Raw genomic sequence first — 15,909 nt, 5'->3', positions numbered from 1 at the left:
CGGGCGGCTACGGTGGGTTTCACCTCTCCCCCATCGCACACGCGCACTCTCCGGCCTTGCCCGCCGCTTGCGGTACCGCGCCGCGCCCACCCGCCTACGGTGCCGGTCGGCCGCCCGGATCCACCGCGACAAGTGCTCACCACGGCACGTCCTCGGTCGGTGAGCCGCAAAATCCGCATAACCTCGCAGTCGAACGGCACCGCTACGCCGAGAGGACGCCACGCATGACCATCACCGAAACCGACCTGGTGCATCTGCGCCGATGCGTCGACCTCGCACGGGAGGCGCTCGATGACGGCGACGAGCCGTTCGGCTCGGTCCTGGTGTCCGGTGACGGCAAAGTGCTGTTCGAGGACCGCAACCGGGTCAAGGACGGCGACGCGACGCAGCACCCAGAGTTCGCGATCTCCCGTTGGGCGGCAACGAATCTGACACCGGCGCAACGCGCGCAGGCGACGGTGTACACCTCCGGCGAGCACTGCCCGATGTGCGCGGCCAGCCACGGCTGGGTCGGTCTGGGCCGCATCGTGTACGCGGCATCCACCGCCCAGTTGTCCGACTGGCGGGCCGCTTGGGGCGTGCCACCGGGACCCGTGGCGGCCCTGCCGATCACCACGGTGGTGCCCGGGGCGGTAGTCGACGGCCCTGCCGCAGAGTTTGAGGCCGAACTCCGCGATTTGCACCGGGCCCGCTGCACGCCGGTGGCATAGCGATCCACCGGCCGTGTCCTGGCGACCCGATGATCGGGCCACTACAGTCTGCGTTGTCCGTATGCGGTCCGACAGGCTTCCGAAACCTGGATATGCCTCCCATCCGCACGATCAATTCGTGCTGCCCGGGGGCAACAGCTCATGTCGGCGTACCGCGTCTCCGCGGCTGCTCTTCTCCGTCTCGCCACCGAAGGAACCCTCGCTGACCGCGTCGCCGAGCATGTCCGGATGAGCGGCCACGGGGTCGGCCAGTCGGAGCGCAACTCCTGGGCCCGAAGTCTGTCCATCCTGGCTCAGGATCTCGCCGACGCCGGCTTGGATGACGTCGAGGTCCTGATCGAATACCAGCTGCCGCTGACCAGCCGCCGCGTCGACGCGGTGCTAGCCGGCGTGCACCCCGAGAGCGGCGCGGACTCGTTCGTCGTCATCGAGTTGAAGCAGTGGTCGTACGCCACCGGATACGAGGACTCTGACACCCTTGTCGACGTCGAGCACGTCGCCGGACCGCGGCTGCACCCCGGTATCCAGGTCGGCGAGTACTGCGAGTACCTGGTCGACTTTCTCGGCCTGCTGTCCGACCAGCGCAACACCGTGCGCGGCGCGGCCTACCTGCACAACGCTGTCGACCGCGACGTGGCCGACCTGCTGCAACGGCCCGCCACCGAGCAGAGCCGGATCTTCACCAAGCAGCGGCGCGGCGCATTCCTGGACTATCTGCGGGCGTCTCTCGACGCCGCAGAGCCCGGCGCCGGCGCCGCCGACCGTTTCCTCAACAGCACGGTACGCCCCAGCCGGCACCTGCTGACGTACGCCGCCCGCGAGATCCGGGAACGCTCGCACTTCACCCTGCTGGATGAGCAGCGCATCGCGTACGAGCTGGTGTTGCACGCTGTCGAGCGCGCCCGTTCCGCGGACCGCAAGCGCGTGGTGGTCGTGTCCGGCGGACCCGGAAGCGGCAAGAGCGTGATCGCGCTCAGCCTCCTCGGCGAGCTGGCCCGTCAGGGCCGGCCGGCGCTGCACGCCACCGGCTCTCGCTCATTCACCCAGACGCTACGGCGCTACGCGGGCCGCGGCTCATCGCGGACCAAGAACCTGTTCATGTACTTCAACAGCTTCATGACGGCTGAGCGCAACGGCATCGACGTGCTGATCTGCGACGAGGCCCACCGAATCCGGGAGACCTCGGTCAACCGGTTCACCCGGGCCACGCAGCGACAGAGTGCCCGCGCCCAGCTGGAGGAGCTGGTCGCAGCGGCCTGGGTGCCGGTCTTCCTGCTCGACGAACACCAGGTGGTCAAGCCGGGCGAGTTGGGCAACGTCGAGATCATCACCGCGTACGCGAAGCAGCTCGACCTCGAGGTCGACGTGGTGCCGCTGCATGACCAGTTCCGTTGTGGTGGCAGTGAAGCCTACGAGCAGTGGGTCCTCGACCTGCTCGGCCTGGCCGGAGGAAAGCCGTCGGTGTGGGAGGGCGATGGCCGCTTCGACCTGCGCGTCGCCGACTCGCCTGAGGAGTTGGAAGCATTCCTGGCGACGAAGGAGGCCGCCGGAGAGACCGCCCGGATGTCGGCCGGCTACTGCTGGCCGTGGAGTGATCCGAACCGCGACGACACCCTCGTACCCGACGTGAAGATCGGCACCTGGTCACGGCCGTGGAACGTCAAGAGCGACCGCAGCGTCGGTGAGGCTCCTGGGAGCCCGTTCTGGGCCACCGACCCGAACGGCTTCGGTCAAGTGGGTTGCGTCTACACGGCACAGGGCTTCGAATACGAGTGGTCAGGCGTCATCATCGGGCCGGATCTGGTGGCCCGCGACGGCCGGCTAATCACCCGGCGCGAGGAATGCAAGGACCCGGCGTTCCGCAGTCGCAAGTCGGTGAGCGATGACGAGGCCGACAAGCTGATCCGCAACACCTACAAGGTCCTGATGACACGCGGCATGCGCGGCACTGTCGTCTACGCCGCCGACGAGGAGACTCGAGCATTCCTGCGCGGCCTCGTGCAAATACATCGAGGTCTTGAAACCGTCTACGAATGAGCCGTCGGGCCCCGGCCGCACGTCGCGCTCTCGGGCCGACCAGCGAAATCACCACGGCGGGCTGTGCGGCACCGTGGCCAATATCCGCAGTAGGCGCGAGTCGCTGACCTCGTCCGTGTCCTCCTCCAGAAGCACTTCTCGAACCACACGCTCCGCAGACTTCGAACTCTCCCAAGCCTTCTGCACCTCGAGTGACCCATGGCCGTTCTTGCGGCCCACAGCAAGAACCTCACCGCATCCGGTCTCGGCGAGCCGGACAAGTTCGCGGATCGCCCGGTCCCGAACGTCAACGCCGTCGCCCGATCGGAGATCGATTGTCAAGGTGCCGTGCTTCGGCGCGAAGAGGGAACTGAGCGGGCCCGGTATGTTCCCCTCGATGATCTGGGAGCTGTCGGCGCGAAATCGGAATCGATGCACTAGATCTACGCCCTGCGCCCATTCGTCGAAGGTCGCTTTGCTGTCCACCGGAGCCACGTCCCAGTTGCGGTGACCATCGAAGGCCCGCAGCAGAATGCGAAGGCCGGTCGTGAAGTCCTGCTCGGACAAGCCGTTTCGGTGCCGCTCGTAGACGACCACCAGGTCAGTGAACCGCACGACAAAGGTGGCAGTTCGCCCACGAAGAATCGCCTCGTGCCTGAAGTCTTCGGCTCCACTGTCGTACAGATCCGTTTCTTCTTTGGTCTCGTAGCCCAGGCGTGCAAGCACATGATCACCGTCGGCGCGCACACCGCCGATCAGCCAAATCCTCGAGCGCGCCCGATGCCGCCTACCAGCAACAAGATTGTGCCGTACGGATTCCGGTGGGCTAGGGAACAAAGTCGGAGGATCTGGCGGGATGATGCGAGCACGCGCAAGCCGACTTACCGAGCCAGTACCCATGCATCGAAGGTATTCGAAGAGTAGTCATTGCATAGCTTGGCGTAACTGGCAAATCATGGACACGGCGAGCCAGCCGCTCGGGCAGCGCCTTAACCCTTTGAGGGCCCTTTTGCTGGCCTCGGAAGGCGCATGCGCTGACCGGCATCGGTGATGAGCGCTCGCCATTCCGTCGGAGTCACGTTTTCGCGAAGTCGGACATGCTGATCGTCGAAGCGCTGCATTGTGCGTGACCTGAGCAAGGCGGGCCTGTGATGCAGCCGTTGCAGCCCTCCTGGTCGCCCGTCGCTGCTCACGGCGTCGCTCCTTGCGACCGGGATTGCGTCACCGCGCGGACGATCATCGCGATCGAGAACACCGCATGCACCAGTAGGACCGCGAATATGATCGAGGCTCCACCCCCGAAGAGGAAGGCGAACGCGATCAGCGCCAGGAGTCCGCCGACGATACCCAGTACGAGAGCGACAACCGTGGCCAAGAACCCAGCCGTACGTCGAAAGGCCAGGACCGCGCCGAACGCCGACAGCACGGCTGCCGCGACACCGACAGCAATGGTGCCGACCCGCCCCAAGGGCGATGCGTCCGCGATCTCGGGGAACACCGCGGCAGCCAGCGCCGTCACGCCGGACTCCACCACGGCCGGCACAGCGAACAGGAAGAGGCCCAACCCTCCCGTTCGCTGCGGCTTGACTGATCCTCTTGGCACCTGACTACCTCCGAAGCCCGAAGAGGCCAGGGTGTCCGGCCCCAGGGTGAACAACCCGAACACGGGAATGGATCTCTCGCCCGGAGTTGCTGTCACCCTCGAAGTGGTACACGCCAGCCGCGAGCCATGGGTTCAGCGCTTGCTCATGGTGCGAATCGTTCAGCGTTCGCCCGAGTCCCCATGCCTGGAATCGGTTCCGCAAGGTTTAGCGCTCCGCCGGCAGCGAGCCGGGCAATGTGCGGGGCAAACGTCATGGCCGCGTCCCCGTCGAGGTCGCCGTTCCCCGGTTCACCCGATGACGCGTGCCTGCACCTTCGGCTGGACACTTTCCTGACGGCCGGATCCTTCTCGCCTCGGGCGTAAGACAGGCAGCGGTCCAACAGCTCAGGCGCCATTGCGGTGCGCGCCGCCGGCAAGGTGATCCACTCCAGCAACGGCTACGCTGCGACGGTCGAGCAGCACCAAGAAGGGCACCTCCGGGAACGCCCTTCAGGTACGGATCGAGGGCCACCCGGAAATCACCAACATCCAGGTGCATCCGGACGGTGGGCGGCACACCCCGGAGGGCTCGCCATACTGGAAGATCTCCACGAGCACGGCCGGGAAGATTTGGGTGATTCCCCAGGACTTCCGGGGAGCTGATCAGCTGGGCGGGAGTGTGGTCCGCTATGACAAATAAGATCATGAAAGTCGACCGCGTGGCATCTCTCGCGGAAGCAACCACGCTGGAATCCATCGGCGCCGGAATGATCGGTGTCGAAATCGCCCCGAATCCGCGCTTTGCCGACAGCCGGACGGTGACCGTCGACCAGGCCGCTCAGATCCGGCAGATGCTCCGGAACTCGACCTTGACGGTCTCGATGGATCTCGGCACCGATCCCGACCACGTCGTCCGCCTTGCCCTGCGCTCCGGCGCCGACTTCGTCCAGCCTTTGACCAGCGGTATCCCACCACACCCGGTGCGCGTCGCCCTGCGTGACGCCGGCATCGGCATCGTCTACGCCGGCGTCGAGATCTCGCACGACGACGACCCCGGTTGGATTTTCAGCGCCCACGATGGCACACCAGACCTCAATGCCGCGTTCTTCCAGGTGGAAGTCCTGCCTGAATACAGGGATTCGTGGGCTTTCCTGCGCGACCGTTCTCCGGAATTCGAGGAGGAATTCCAGATCGAGGATCTGGACGAGCTCGGCGGCAGTCACCCCCTCATCGCCGGCCTCGATCTCGGGCCCGGCAACGTCGGCCAGATCGCGACCAGCCTGCCCCGCGTGCGTGGCCTGTCACTGACATTGGCCGAACGGACCGAACGGACCGACGTGCATTTCCACTCGTTCTCCGAAGCGACAGCGGCGCTGGAGGCCGCGTCACCCGATGGGCTACGGGCATTCGGGCGGACCGCCCGGTAGGGTGCGGAGTGTCCAGTCCCAGGAGGAACCGCCTGATGCCGGAAACGCAGTCGCCGTCGTTCGGGTTGGACGACTTCGGCCTGGACGACCGGCTTCGGCTCTTCAGCTACGTCAACGCTGAGAACCGCCTCGCCTACCTCTGGGTGCTGCGCGCTTTCGAAGCCGCCCGCTCCTCCTACCAGGTCGTCCTGCACACCTCCGAGGTGCAGGAAGCCCTCGTCCGGCTCGATCAGGACCCCACCGCCATGGAGCTGCCCCGGCTGCTCGACGCGCTCGTCGACTGGGGTGTGCTCGACCGCAGCCAGGACGGTGCCCGCGCGGCCACCCTCGCCGAATACCGCAACCGGCACTCGGTCTACCAGTTCACCGAAGCCGGTTACCGCGCCCACCGCGCGGTCGAGTCCGTGCTGGCCGCCGGGCTCAACGACAGCACGCTCTCCCGGCTGGTCTTCGCTGACCTGCTCGCCGACCTGAAAGCTCTCGGCACGGCCAACCGGGACGGTGACGCCGAGGAGGTCTACCGCAAGCTCAACCGCCTCGACCGGGCCCTCGCCGACGTCGCCGAGCGAGCCGCGCGGTTCTATCACATGCTCGGCGACCTGGGCCGCACCCACGACATCCGGCCGGAGGTCTTCCTCGCCCACAAGGACGCCCTGCTCGCGCACCTGCGTGACTTCCACGACGAGCTACAGCGCTACACACCTCGGTTGCGCGAAGCGGTCCTCGAGGTCGAGGCCACCGGCCTGGACCGGATGATCGAGGCCGCGGCCGAGGCAGACGAGCGGCTGTTCACCTCACCGGCCGAGCGGCTCGCCGACTGGCGGCGCCGCTGGGAAGGGCTGCGGTCGTGGCTCGCGCCGGACAACGACGCGATCAGCGAAGCGGACCGGCTGTCCAGCGCGACCATGGCGGCGATCGGTGACGTTCTGGCGCTGCTGCGCCGGGTGACCGAGGCCCGCCGCGGCGGGGTCAGCCGGGAATCGCAGCTGCGGCACCTGGCTGCCTGGTTCACCGGCGCCGGCTCCGACGAAGCCGCGCACGCGATCTTCGAGGTGGTGTTCGGGCTCGGCGCGCCCCGGCACGTCGGTGTCGGCTATGCCGATCCGGAGGCGATCGCGAGCCGGCTGTCCTGGTGGGAGGCGCCCGCCGTCGAGCTGTCCCGGTCCCTGATCCAGTCCGGCCGGATGCCGGGACAGGGCAACGGCCGGCCGGCCCGGATCGAGCGTTCGGAGGCGTCGCGGCGGGCGCTGTGGGAGCGGCAGGTCGCCGAGGAACGCCGGCAGGCTGAAGCCGCCGCCGGCCTGGTGCGAGCCGGCCTGGACACCGGCGGCACAGCGGGGCATGACGAGCCGGGCGTGCTGGACGACGCTCAGGCCGGCGCGTTGCGCCGGCTGCTGGACATCGCCCTCGCCGCCCGCCAGGCCAACCAGCGCGATGCGCCCCTCGCCGCGGCAGCTTTCGGCGTACGCCTGACGTTGACGCCATGCCCCGGCCGCTTCACCACGGTGCGCACCGCGTCCGGGCAGCTGCACCTCGACGGCTACGCCCTCACCGTGAGCGCCGCCGAGCACACCAGCGTGCGCCGCACCGTTGCCGCATGAGATTCGCCGCCGAGGTCTCCGATCTGGAGCTCGCCGACTACCAGCGGGCCGTCCGCCTGCTGCTGCGTCACCCGCTGGTCACCGCCACCTGGCCGGACGAGAAGGCGCTGCCCCGTATCCGCCGCTTCTCCGCCGAACTGCGGCGTGACCTGTCCGAAGCCTTCGGCTACCGGCTGGAACTGCACGGCAGCACCGCCCGCCTGGTGCGCACCGCCGACCGTCTGGAACCCGATCGGCCGGCCCTGACCCGCACCGGCCGCCCGTTCGACCGCCAGCGCTACGCGTATCTTTCGCTCTGCCTGGCGACGCTGGGCCGCGCCGGCATCCAGATCACCCTGACCGAGCTGGCCGACGCGGTCGCCGGCGACGCCAACCGGATCGCCGGACTCGGCCTGGACCCGGACGCCGGCGCGGACCGCCGGGCGTTCGTCGACGCGGTCGCCTGGCTGGAGGATCGCGGGGTGCTGCGGCTGGCCGACGGCTCCAGCGCCGCCTGGGCCAGCGACCCCGGGACCGGCGAGGCGCTCTACGACATCGCCCGTGACGCCGTGTTCGCGCTGTTCCGGCCGCCGCGCGTGCTGCAGCACATCGACTCGGTGACCGCCCTGCTGGAACGGTCGCTGAGCAGCAGCGGCAACGCCGAACGGCGGGCCGCCGCGCAGGCCGCCCGCCGCGCGGTCCTGGAACGCCCGATCGTCTACTTCGACGACGTGCCCGCCGAGATCGGCAACCATCTGCGCGGCCAGGCGCTGCCCGCGGACCTGTACCGGCTGACCGGGCTGCGGCTGGAACGCCGCGCCGAGGGGGTGCTGCTGGTCGACACCTCGAACTGGTCGGTGGAGCGGTTCCCGGGCACCGGGTCGGTGGCGCAGGCCGCGGTGCTGCTCGCCGTGGCGATCGCCGAGCGGGTGTCCGATCCGGACGGCCGCCGGGCACGCCGGATGCCGATGCCGGATCTCGCCGAGGCACACACCAAGCTCATCGCGCAGGTCGACGCCGGCCTGCCGGCCGGCATCCCGATCGCCATGGACACCGCCGAACCGGCGGCGCAGCCGCCGCCGGAGGAGACCGAGGAACGCAAGCTTCCGCTGATCACCGACAGCTTCCTGCGCGAGGCCACCGCGGAGATCCTCACCTCGTACGGGTCGGCGTTCGGCGCCGCGTGGCACACCGATCCGGACCGGTTGCGTGCCGAGGCGGTGGCTCTGCTCGTACGATTCGGCGCGGTGCTCGCCGTTCCCGGCGGAGTCCTCGCGCGCCCGCTGATCGGCCGGTACCGCAGCACCGTCGCGCAGGTGAAGCAGCGCACGCTCTTCTGACGAGGGAGTGACTTGGCACGTTTCGCACCGACCCGGGCCGGCATCGTCAACCTGTGGGACTACCGGGACGAGGAGTTCCTGTTCGTCGACGGCTGGCTGGTGCTGCGCGGCCCGAACGGTTCGGGCAAGACCAAGGCGCTGGAGGTGCTGTTCCCGTTCGTGCTGGACGGGCGGATCGAGCCGCGCCGACTGAACCCGTTCGCCGGTGAGGACCGCACGATGAAGTCGAACCTGCTCTACCGCGGGCAGGACTCGTCGTACGCGTACGTGTGGATGGAGTTCGGCGACGGCGAGCGGTTCGTGACGATCGGGATCGGGCTGCGGGCGCACCGGCACAACGACCGGGTGACCCGCTGGCACTTCGTCGCGGACGGGCGGGTCGGTGTCGACGTGTCGCTGGTGGACGCCGACGACCGGCCGGTGTCGCGCCGTGACCTGATCGACCGGCTCGGCGCCGAGGCGGTGCGCGACTCCGCCGAGGAGTACCGGCATCTGGTCGACGCCCGGCTGTTCGGTCTCGGGCCGGCCCGTTACGAGCAGCTGCTCGACCTGGTGCTGACGTTGCGCAAACCGCAGCTGGCGAAGGACCTCAACCCGGTGGAGCTGTCCCGCACCCTGCAGCGGGGTCTGCGCCCGGTCGAGGATCACCTGCTGGTCGAGGCGGCCCGATCATTCGACGACATGGAGGCGGTCGCCCGTACCCTCGAAGGGTTGATCGCGGCGGACGCGGCGACCGCCGCGTTCCTGGGTGTCTATGCCACCTACCTGCGCACCCATGCCCGCGCCGCCGCCGATGCGCTCACCGCACGCCGCGACGGCATCGGCGAACGCCGGGAGGCGCTCGCCGTCGCGAGGCGCGACAGCGCCGAGGCCGAGCGGCTCGCCACCGCGGCTGAGCAGCGGCTAGCCGAGGCGGACGGCGAACCGGGCCGGCTGCGGGCTCATCTGGAACGGTTGAAGGGTTCGGCCGCTTACCGCTCGCACGAGCAGCTCGCCGACCTGGAACGGCACGTCCACGACCTGGGCGACGCGGCCCGCCGCGCGGACGCCGCCGTCACCGCTGAGCGGGCGACTGCCGGCAAGCGGCAGGCGGAGTCGGTCACGGCGGCCGCGGCCGCGAAGGACGCGCAGCTCCGGGTGGGCCGGATCGTCACCGACCTGGCGGGTGAGGCCGAGGCCGCCGGCGTCGAGTGGCGGGCTGGTGACGCGCACGTCGACGGGCTGGGCGCGCGGCTCACCGCCCGCGTCGAAGCTCGCCGCGCTGACGTGCGGGCCGTGCGCGCGCTGGCCGACCGGCTCGCCGAAGCCGAACGCGAGCACAAACGTGCCGCCGACACCGACCGCGACGCCCGCGCGGCCGTGGACGACGCCGCCGTGGCGCAAGACGAGGCTGTCACGGCCCTCGGCGCGGCGAAGGAGCAGACCGCCGCCGCCGTTCATGCCTGGGGCGCCGACCACGCGGCCCTGCTCGCCGAACTCGGCCTGGTCGATCTGCCGCATCGCCTGGCCGCTTCCATCGTCGAACCCGCGCCGGGGACACCGCCCGGCCACCTCACGGGAACCGCCACGTCCGGGACACCCGGCCACCTCGCGGGAACCGCCACACCGGACGAGCCCGAGGACGTCACCCGCACCTCGGAACGGGATCGCAAGGCCGGGCAGCTCCCCGACGCGCCGTCGCTACGTGATCTCTACGCGGAATATGTCGCCGCACCGGCCGGCACCATCCGTGACGTGGTCTCCGCGCTCGGCGCGCAAGCGGACCGGCTGGCCGGCAAGCGGGCCGAGGTGGCGGCCGAGCGGGCGAAGATCGCCGCGGAGCACGATGACGCTCCCCCACCATCGCCGACGCGCCCGGCTCCGCGCACCGATCGGGCGGGCGCGCCGTTGTGGCGGCTCGTCCGGTTCGCCGACGGCGTGCCCGAGGCCGAGGCCGCCGCGATCGAGGCGGCATTGGAAGCCGCAGGTCTCCTGGATGCCTGGGTCCATCCCACCGCCGAGGAGGCGAGCGCCGCCCTCAACAGCGGCGAGCAGGACACCTACCTCCGCGTTGGCAGTGCGGCGCCCGGCCATCAGCCGGCCGCGACAGGGCCGGAGGTGAACCTGTCGCATGCGGCCGGCCAGACCGGCGGCCTTTCGCTGGCGTCGGTACTCGTGCCCGAAGAGCAGGATCTGGTCGCATCCGAGCGGATCTCCGCGGTGCTGGCGGGCATCGCGCTCGGCGATCTCACCGGCCCGTCCGGGGTGACCGATTCCGGCCAGTGGGCGCAGGGCGCGGGCATCGGCCGGTTCGCGAAGGAGCGTTGCGAATACATCGGGGCGACCGCCCGCGCCGCCCGCCGCGCGGCCCGCATCGCCGACTGTGACCGCCGCATCGCCGCCCTGGACGCCGAGATCGCCCAAGTGGTGCAGGCGCGCGAGGCGCGCCGGGCGGTGCTGGCCGAGGTGGATCGCGCGGGCGCGGCGTTGCCGCCGCGCACCGCGATCACCCAGGCCGAACGCAGCCTGGATCGGGCGTCAACCCTTCTTCGGGTACGGCGTGAAGCCGCCACCGAGGCCGCCGGCCGGCTCGACGCGTCCGTGGCAGAGCAGGCCGCCGCCGCGGCGGGACTGCGGCGAGCCGTCGCCGAGCGGTCCCTGCCGGTGCAGCGACTGGAATCGACCGCCACGGCACTCGACCGGTTCGACCGGCTCGGCATCGAGTTGCGCCACGCCTACGAGACGGCCGAGCGGGCCGCGACGCAGGCGGACGACGCGGCCGACCGGCACACCGAGGCGGAACAACGCGCGGAGGCGGCGGCCCGCACCGCACGAGACGCCCGGTTGCGGCACGCGGAGAAGGACGAGGAGCTGCGGACCCTGTCAGCCGCGATCGGCGCCGAGGCCGCACAGGTGCTGGCCGAGGTCGCGCAGACCGAGCAGGCCGTCACCGAAGCAGAATCGGTGCTGGCCACGGCCCGCGACGAGCACACGTCAGCGGTGCGCAGACAGGAACGGGCCACCGCCCGGGTGGAACTCGGTGCGCAAGCCCTCGACGAGGCGGTCGTGGAGGCGCGGCGGGAGGCGGTGCGGCTCCGCCCGTACGCTCAAAGTGATCTTCTGGGTCTGATGCGGTGCCCGCCGCACCTGCGGTGGCCCGCTGCCGAGGCCGCGGGAACCGATGTGGACCCGGCGGTCGCCGCGCTGCATGAGGCGATCCTGACCGCGACCCGGGAGCTGAGCCCGACCGAGACGTCGCTGAAACAGAGCGCGACCCGGCTGACCAGCGCGCTGACCGAGTTGCAGGCGCAGCTGCCGGCGGCCGGATTGGATCATCGGCCGGAGTGGGACACCGACGAGGGCGTCATCGTCGTGCGCGTCGCCGACGAGCAGGGGCTCACGCCGGTCGCGAACTTCGCCGAGCGGATCGCCGGGGAACGCCGTGACCAGGAACAGCTGCTCACCGAGGCGGAACAGCGGGTGTTCGAGGACGCCCTGCTGGGCCAGCTCGCCGGGCAGATCCACCGCCGCACGATCGAGGCCCGCGACCTGGTCGACGCGATGGACACCCAGATGCGTGCCCGCCGGATGTCCTCGGGCCTGACCGTCGGTGTCGGCTGGCGGCTCTCCGACGACCTGGACCCGGAGCAGCGTGAGGTGTGCAAGCTGCTGGAACGTGATCCGGCGCGGCTCGGGCCCGGCCAGCTCACCATGCTGCGCCGGCACTTCGCGGCCCGGATCAAGACGGCCCGGGCGCAGGCGCCGGAGAAGCCGTACCGGGAGTTGCTGGCCGAGGTGCTCGACTACCGGCAGTGGCGGGTGTTCGCGTTCACGCTGCACCGGCCGGGCGGGGTGACCGAGCCGCTGACCCGGGCCCGGCACAGTCAGCTCTCCGGCGGTGAGCAGTCGGTGTCGCTGCACCTGCCGCTGTTCGCGGCCGCGAACGCCCTGTTCGGGTCGGCGCGGCCGGACGCGCCCCGGCTGCTCGGGCTCGACGAGGCGTTCGCCGGCGTGGACGAGAACGGGCGCGGTGAGCTGATGTCGCTGGCCAAGCAGTTCGACCTGGACCTGTTCATGACCGGCTACGACCTGTGGGCCACCCACCCGGCGGTGACCGGTTGCGCCCACTACGACCTCTCGCACTCGACGGTCGAGCACACCGTGTCGACGGTGCTGCTGGTCTGGGACGGCGCCATGAACATCGCCGACTTCGACGGCACCCTGGCCCGCGCGCTCGGCTCCCCGGAGACCCGCAGGGTGGCCTCCGATGCCTGAACTGCCCGGCTGGGAGCGGCTGCTGGCCGCGGCCCGGCGCAGCCTGGAACGGACCGGCGGCAGCCTGACCGGCTCGGTGTCGCTGTCCGCGCCGGACGAACAGGAACGGCTCGCGGTGATCGGGGTGACCGGCGTGCACCGGCCGGCCGGGGTCAGCCGGGTCACCGTGCGGCTGGCCGAACTGGACTCGTTCCTGCGTGCCGCCCACGGGATCGGCCTGGCCGAGGCGGTGGGCCCGTTCCGGGACCGGCCCGGCGAACGTGCCCGCGAGGCCGTCGGCCGCGATGCCGTTCTCGCCGTCGCCGCGGCCGGCCGGCACGCCACCGAGCCCTGGTACCTCGCCTTCGTGGAAACCCTGCGACGCGACGGGACACTGACCCGGATCGTCCGTAGTGGCCTGCCGTTTGAACAGGTTGTCGCGGTGCTCGACGCGCTGCCGGCCGACGGTGAGCCGATGCCGGTGTTCGCCGAGCAGGTGCTCGGGGACACCAAGGCCCTGGCCGACGGCCCGGTGCGCGGGCTGGTTCTGCGGGCGCTCGCGGCCTGGCACGAGGTGCCGGCGCCGGCCGGCGCGGAGCAGGAGCGGGCGCTGTGGGAACTGGCCGGGGTGGTCCCCGACGACCTGGCCAGTCAGGTGCTCGTTCTCAACCTTCCGGCCGCCGGGGGCCTGCTCGGTGAGTGGCTGACGTCAGCCGCCGCAGCGCAGGTGCCGTTACGGGTCACCCTGCATCAGCTGCGGCTCGCGCCGCTGGCGATCTCGGCCGCGGAGGTGTTCGTGTGCGAGAACCCGGCGGTGCTGCGGGCCGCTGCCGGGCTGGTCACCGCCCCGCTGATCTGCACCGAAGGGGTGCCGTCGGCGGCACTGCACGCGCTGCTCGGATTCCTCGCCCCGGACACGGTGATCCGCTGGCGCAACGACTTCGACTGGACCGGGGTGCGGTTGACCGCGGCCGCCCTGCACCGCTACCCCGGTGCGGTGCCGTGGCGGATGACCGCCGCCGACTATGCGGCGCCAGGGTCGCACGGCGTGGCGCTCGCCGGTGCGGCGGCGGCCACGCCGTGGGACCCCGAGCTGGCCGCGTCGATGGCGGCGACCGGGCGCGCGGTCATGGAGGAACGACTGATCGACCTGCTCCTGAACGATCTGCGCCGCCGCTGATCACGCCGGGTCGTCGAAGCCCTCGTCCGCCCGCTCACGCCGCAGATGCGCCTCGGCCCGGCGCGCCTGATCCCCCTTCTCCGCCGACAGCCCGGCATACATCGGCTTCACCTTCTCGTACGGCTGGCCCGGCGGCAGCAACGGGATCGCCGGGTCCACCACCGCCTCGATCAGCACCGGCCGGTCGTCCGCCAGCGCCGACTCCCACGCCTTCGCCAGCTCCCCCGGATCCGTGACCCGCACCCCGCGCAACCCCAGCAACTCCGCGTACTTCGCATACGGCACGTCCGGCAGCTCCTGCGACGTCTCGAACCGAGGCTCGCCCTCGGTTTCGCGCTGCTCCCAGCTCACCTCCGCGAGATCCCGGTTGTTCAGCACGCACACCACGAACCTCGGGTCCGCCCAGTCCCGCCAGCGGGCCGCCACCGTCACCAGCTCGGCCATCCCGGCCATCTGCATCGCGCCGTCGCCGGCGAGCACCACCACCGGGCGGTCCGGTGCCGCCAGTTTGGCGGCGAGACCGTAGGGCAGGCCGCACCCCATCGACGCGAGCGTGCTGGACAGGTGCGCGGGGACACCGGGCGGCAGCCGCAGATGGCGGGCATACCAGTAGACGACCGAGCCGACATCGACCGCGACCTGCGCGTCCGCGGGCAGATGGTCGGTCAGCGAGCGGACCACCTGCTGCGGGTTCAGCGGTTCGGCGGGCGCTGCGGCCCGGGCCGCAGCGATCAGATGCCAGCGCTGCACCCACTCCTCGACGCGGGCGCCCCAGGCGCCACGCGGGCGCGCCGGCACCAGATCAAGCAGTTCGCGCAAGGTCTCCACGGCGTCACCCAGCAACGGCACTTCAACCGGATACCGTACGCCGAGACGCCGCCCGTCCACGTCGATCTGCACCGCCCGTGCCTGGCCGGGCCTCGGATAGAACTCGGTCCACGGGTCGTTGGTGCCGACGAGCAGCAGCGTGTCGCAGTGGCGCATCAGTTCCGCACTGGCCGTGGTGCCGAGATGCCCCATGACGCCGGTGTGGAACGGCAGGGTCTCGTCCAGCACCGGCTTGCCGAGCAACGACGCCGTCACCCCCGCCCCGAGCCGCTGGGCCAGCTCGGTGATCTCGTGCTGCGCCCCGTACGCCCCCTGTCCCACCATGATCGCCACCCGCTCGCCGGAACCGAGCAGCTCGGCCGCCTCCCGCAGGTCTTTCTCGCGGGGAACGATCCGCGCGGGGCGCAGCCCCGCGCTGGTCGCGAGCACACCGTGCTCATGGGTCTCGGGGTCGGGCGCCGGCGCCGACTGCACGTCGTGCGGCAGGATCACACACGTCGGGCTGCGGGTCGCCAACGCGGTCCGGAACGCCCGGTCGAGCAACATCGGCACCTGCTCCGGCGTGTGCGCCGCCTGCACGAACTGCGCGCACACGTCACCGAAGAGCCGCACCAGGTCGATCTCCTGCTGGTACGCGCTGCCGAGCACCGTCGACACCTGCTGCCCGACGATCGCCACGACCGGCTTGGAGTCGAGTTTCGCGTCATAGAGGCCGTTGAGCAGATGCACCGCCCCCGGCCCCTGAGTGGCGAGGCAGACGCCGACGTCGCCGGTGTACTTGGCGTGCCCGACAGCCATGAACGCCGCCGCCTCCTCGTGCCGGGCCTGCACGAACGTGGGCTTCCCGGCCCGGCGCAGCGCGCCGATCACCCCGTCGATGCCGTCGCCGGAATACCCGAAGACCCGCTCCACATGCCATGCAGTCAGACGTTCCACCACGACGTCCGACACGGTTCGCTCGCTCACCAGCGCCTCCTCACCCTTTCGAGGAGGGCTACCCGCTCAGCCCGCCG

General features: G+C 70.7%; 10 protein-coding genes. 7 read left to right on the top strand and 3 right to left on the bottom strand.

Features of this window, described 5'->3' with window-relative positions:
* Positions 1-224: 224 nt before the first annotated feature.
* On the top strand, positions 225-710 hold the full coding sequence (locus AB0F81_RS15710; protein ID WP_360197093.1) for a nucleoside deaminase: 486 nt from the start codon (positions 225-227) through the stop codon (positions 708-710).
* A 228-nt stretch (positions 711-938) separates the two neighbouring features.
* Positions 939-2,747 carry a DUF2075 domain-containing protein gene (locus AB0F81_RS15705; RefSeq protein ID WP_360197090.1) on the top strand — a complete coding sequence of 603 codons (1,809 nt, stop codon included), beginning with the start codon at positions 939-941 and terminating at the stop codon, positions 2,745-2,747.
* Positions 2,748-2,795: 48 nt separating this feature from the next.
* On the opposite strand, the gene AB0F81_RS15700 is transcribed toward AB0F81_RS15705, so the two are convergent.
* Positions 2,796-3,473, bottom strand: a complete 678-nt coding sequence (locus AB0F81_RS15700) for a hypothetical protein (protein ID WP_360197087.1) — start codon at positions 3,471-3,473, stop codon at positions 2,796-2,798.
* A gap of 442 nt (positions 3,474-3,915) precedes the next feature.
* On the bottom strand, positions 3,916-4,290 hold the full coding sequence (locus tag AB0F81_RS15695; RefSeq protein WP_360197084.1) for a hypothetical protein: 375 nt from the start codon (positions 4,288-4,290) through the stop codon (positions 3,916-3,918).
* A gap of 722 nt (positions 4,291-5,012) precedes the next feature.
* Here AB0F81_RS15695 and AB0F81_RS15690 point away from each other — a divergent pair.
* The 5 genes from AB0F81_RS15690 to AB0F81_RS15670 are packed head-to-tail and all read left to right on the top strand — an operon-like array spanning position 5,013 to position 14,068.
* Positions 5,013-5,735, top strand: coding sequence for a hypothetical protein (locus AB0F81_RS15690; RefSeq protein WP_360197081.1), 723 nt, complete (start codon positions 5,013-5,015; stop codon positions 5,733-5,735).
* A 35-nt stretch (positions 5,736-5,770) separates the two neighbouring features.
* Entirely contained in the window at positions 5,771-7,336 is a 1,566-nt protein-coding gene (locus AB0F81_RS15685) for a TIGR02677 family protein (RefSeq protein ID WP_360197078.1), read from the top strand.
* The gene (locus AB0F81_RS15680) at positions 7,333-8,655 is read left to right on the top strand and encodes a DUF2398 family protein (protein ID WP_360197075.1); all 1,323 of its coding nucleotides are present in this window, start codon (positions 7,333-7,335) and stop codon (positions 8,653-8,655) included. The genes AB0F81_RS15685 and AB0F81_RS15680 overlap by 4 nt, the downstream gene beginning before the upstream one ends.
* A 12-nt stretch (positions 8,656-8,667) precedes the next feature.
* Positions 8,668-12,909 (top strand): SbcC/MukB-like Walker B domain-containing protein, encoded by a 4,242-nt coding sequence (locus AB0F81_RS15675; RefSeq protein ID WP_360197072.1) that lies wholly within the window; start codon positions 8,668-8,670, stop codon positions 12,907-12,909.
* The gene (locus AB0F81_RS15670) at positions 12,902-14,068 is read left to right on the top strand and encodes a TIGR02679 family protein (protein WP_360197069.1); all 1,167 of its coding nucleotides are present in this window, start codon (positions 12,902-12,904) and stop codon (positions 14,066-14,068) included. The genes AB0F81_RS15675 and AB0F81_RS15670 overlap by 8 nt, the downstream gene beginning before the upstream one ends.
* On the opposite strand, the gene AB0F81_RS15665 is transcribed toward AB0F81_RS15670, so the two are convergent.
* Positions 14,069-15,862, bottom strand: coding sequence for a thiamine pyrophosphate-requiring protein (locus AB0F81_RS15665; RefSeq protein ID WP_360197066.1), 1,794 nt, complete (start codon positions 15,860-15,862; stop codon positions 14,069-14,071).
* Positions 15,863-15,909 lie beyond the last annotated feature (47 nt).

The organism is Actinoplanes sp. NPDC024001 (assembly GCF_040638955.1).
In the GTDB taxonomy this organism is placed as follows: Bacteria; Actinomycetota; Actinomycetes; order Mycobacteriales; family Micromonosporaceae; genus Actinoplanes.
This window is presented reverse-complemented; position numbering and strand designations above follow the sequence as displayed.

Excerpts from the sequence above, each read along its gene's own strand:
- AB0F81_RS15710 (WP_360197093.1), top strand. The coding sequence starts at position 225 with ATGACCATCACCGAAACCGACCTGGTGCATCTGCGCCGATGCGTCGAC.
- AB0F81_RS15705 (WP_360197090.1), top strand. The coding sequence starts at position 939 with ATGAGCGGCCACGGGGTCGGCCAGTCGGAGCGCAACTCCTGGGCCCGA.
- AB0F81_RS15690 (WP_360197081.1), top strand. The coding sequence starts at position 5,013 with ATGAAAGTCGACCGCGTGGCATCTCTCGCGGAAGCAACCACGCTGGAA.
- AB0F81_RS15685 (WP_360197078.1), top strand. The coding sequence starts at position 5,771 with ATGCCGGAAACGCAGTCGCCGTCGTTCGGGTTGGACGACTTCGGCCTG.
- AB0F81_RS15680 (WP_360197075.1), top strand. The coding sequence starts at position 7,333 with ATGAGATTCGCCGCCGAGGTCTCCGATCTGGAGCTCGCCGACTACCAG.
- AB0F81_RS15670 (WP_360197069.1), top strand. The coding sequence starts at position 12,902 with ATGCCTGAACTGCCCGGCTGGGAGCGGCTGCTGGCCGCGGCCCGGCGC.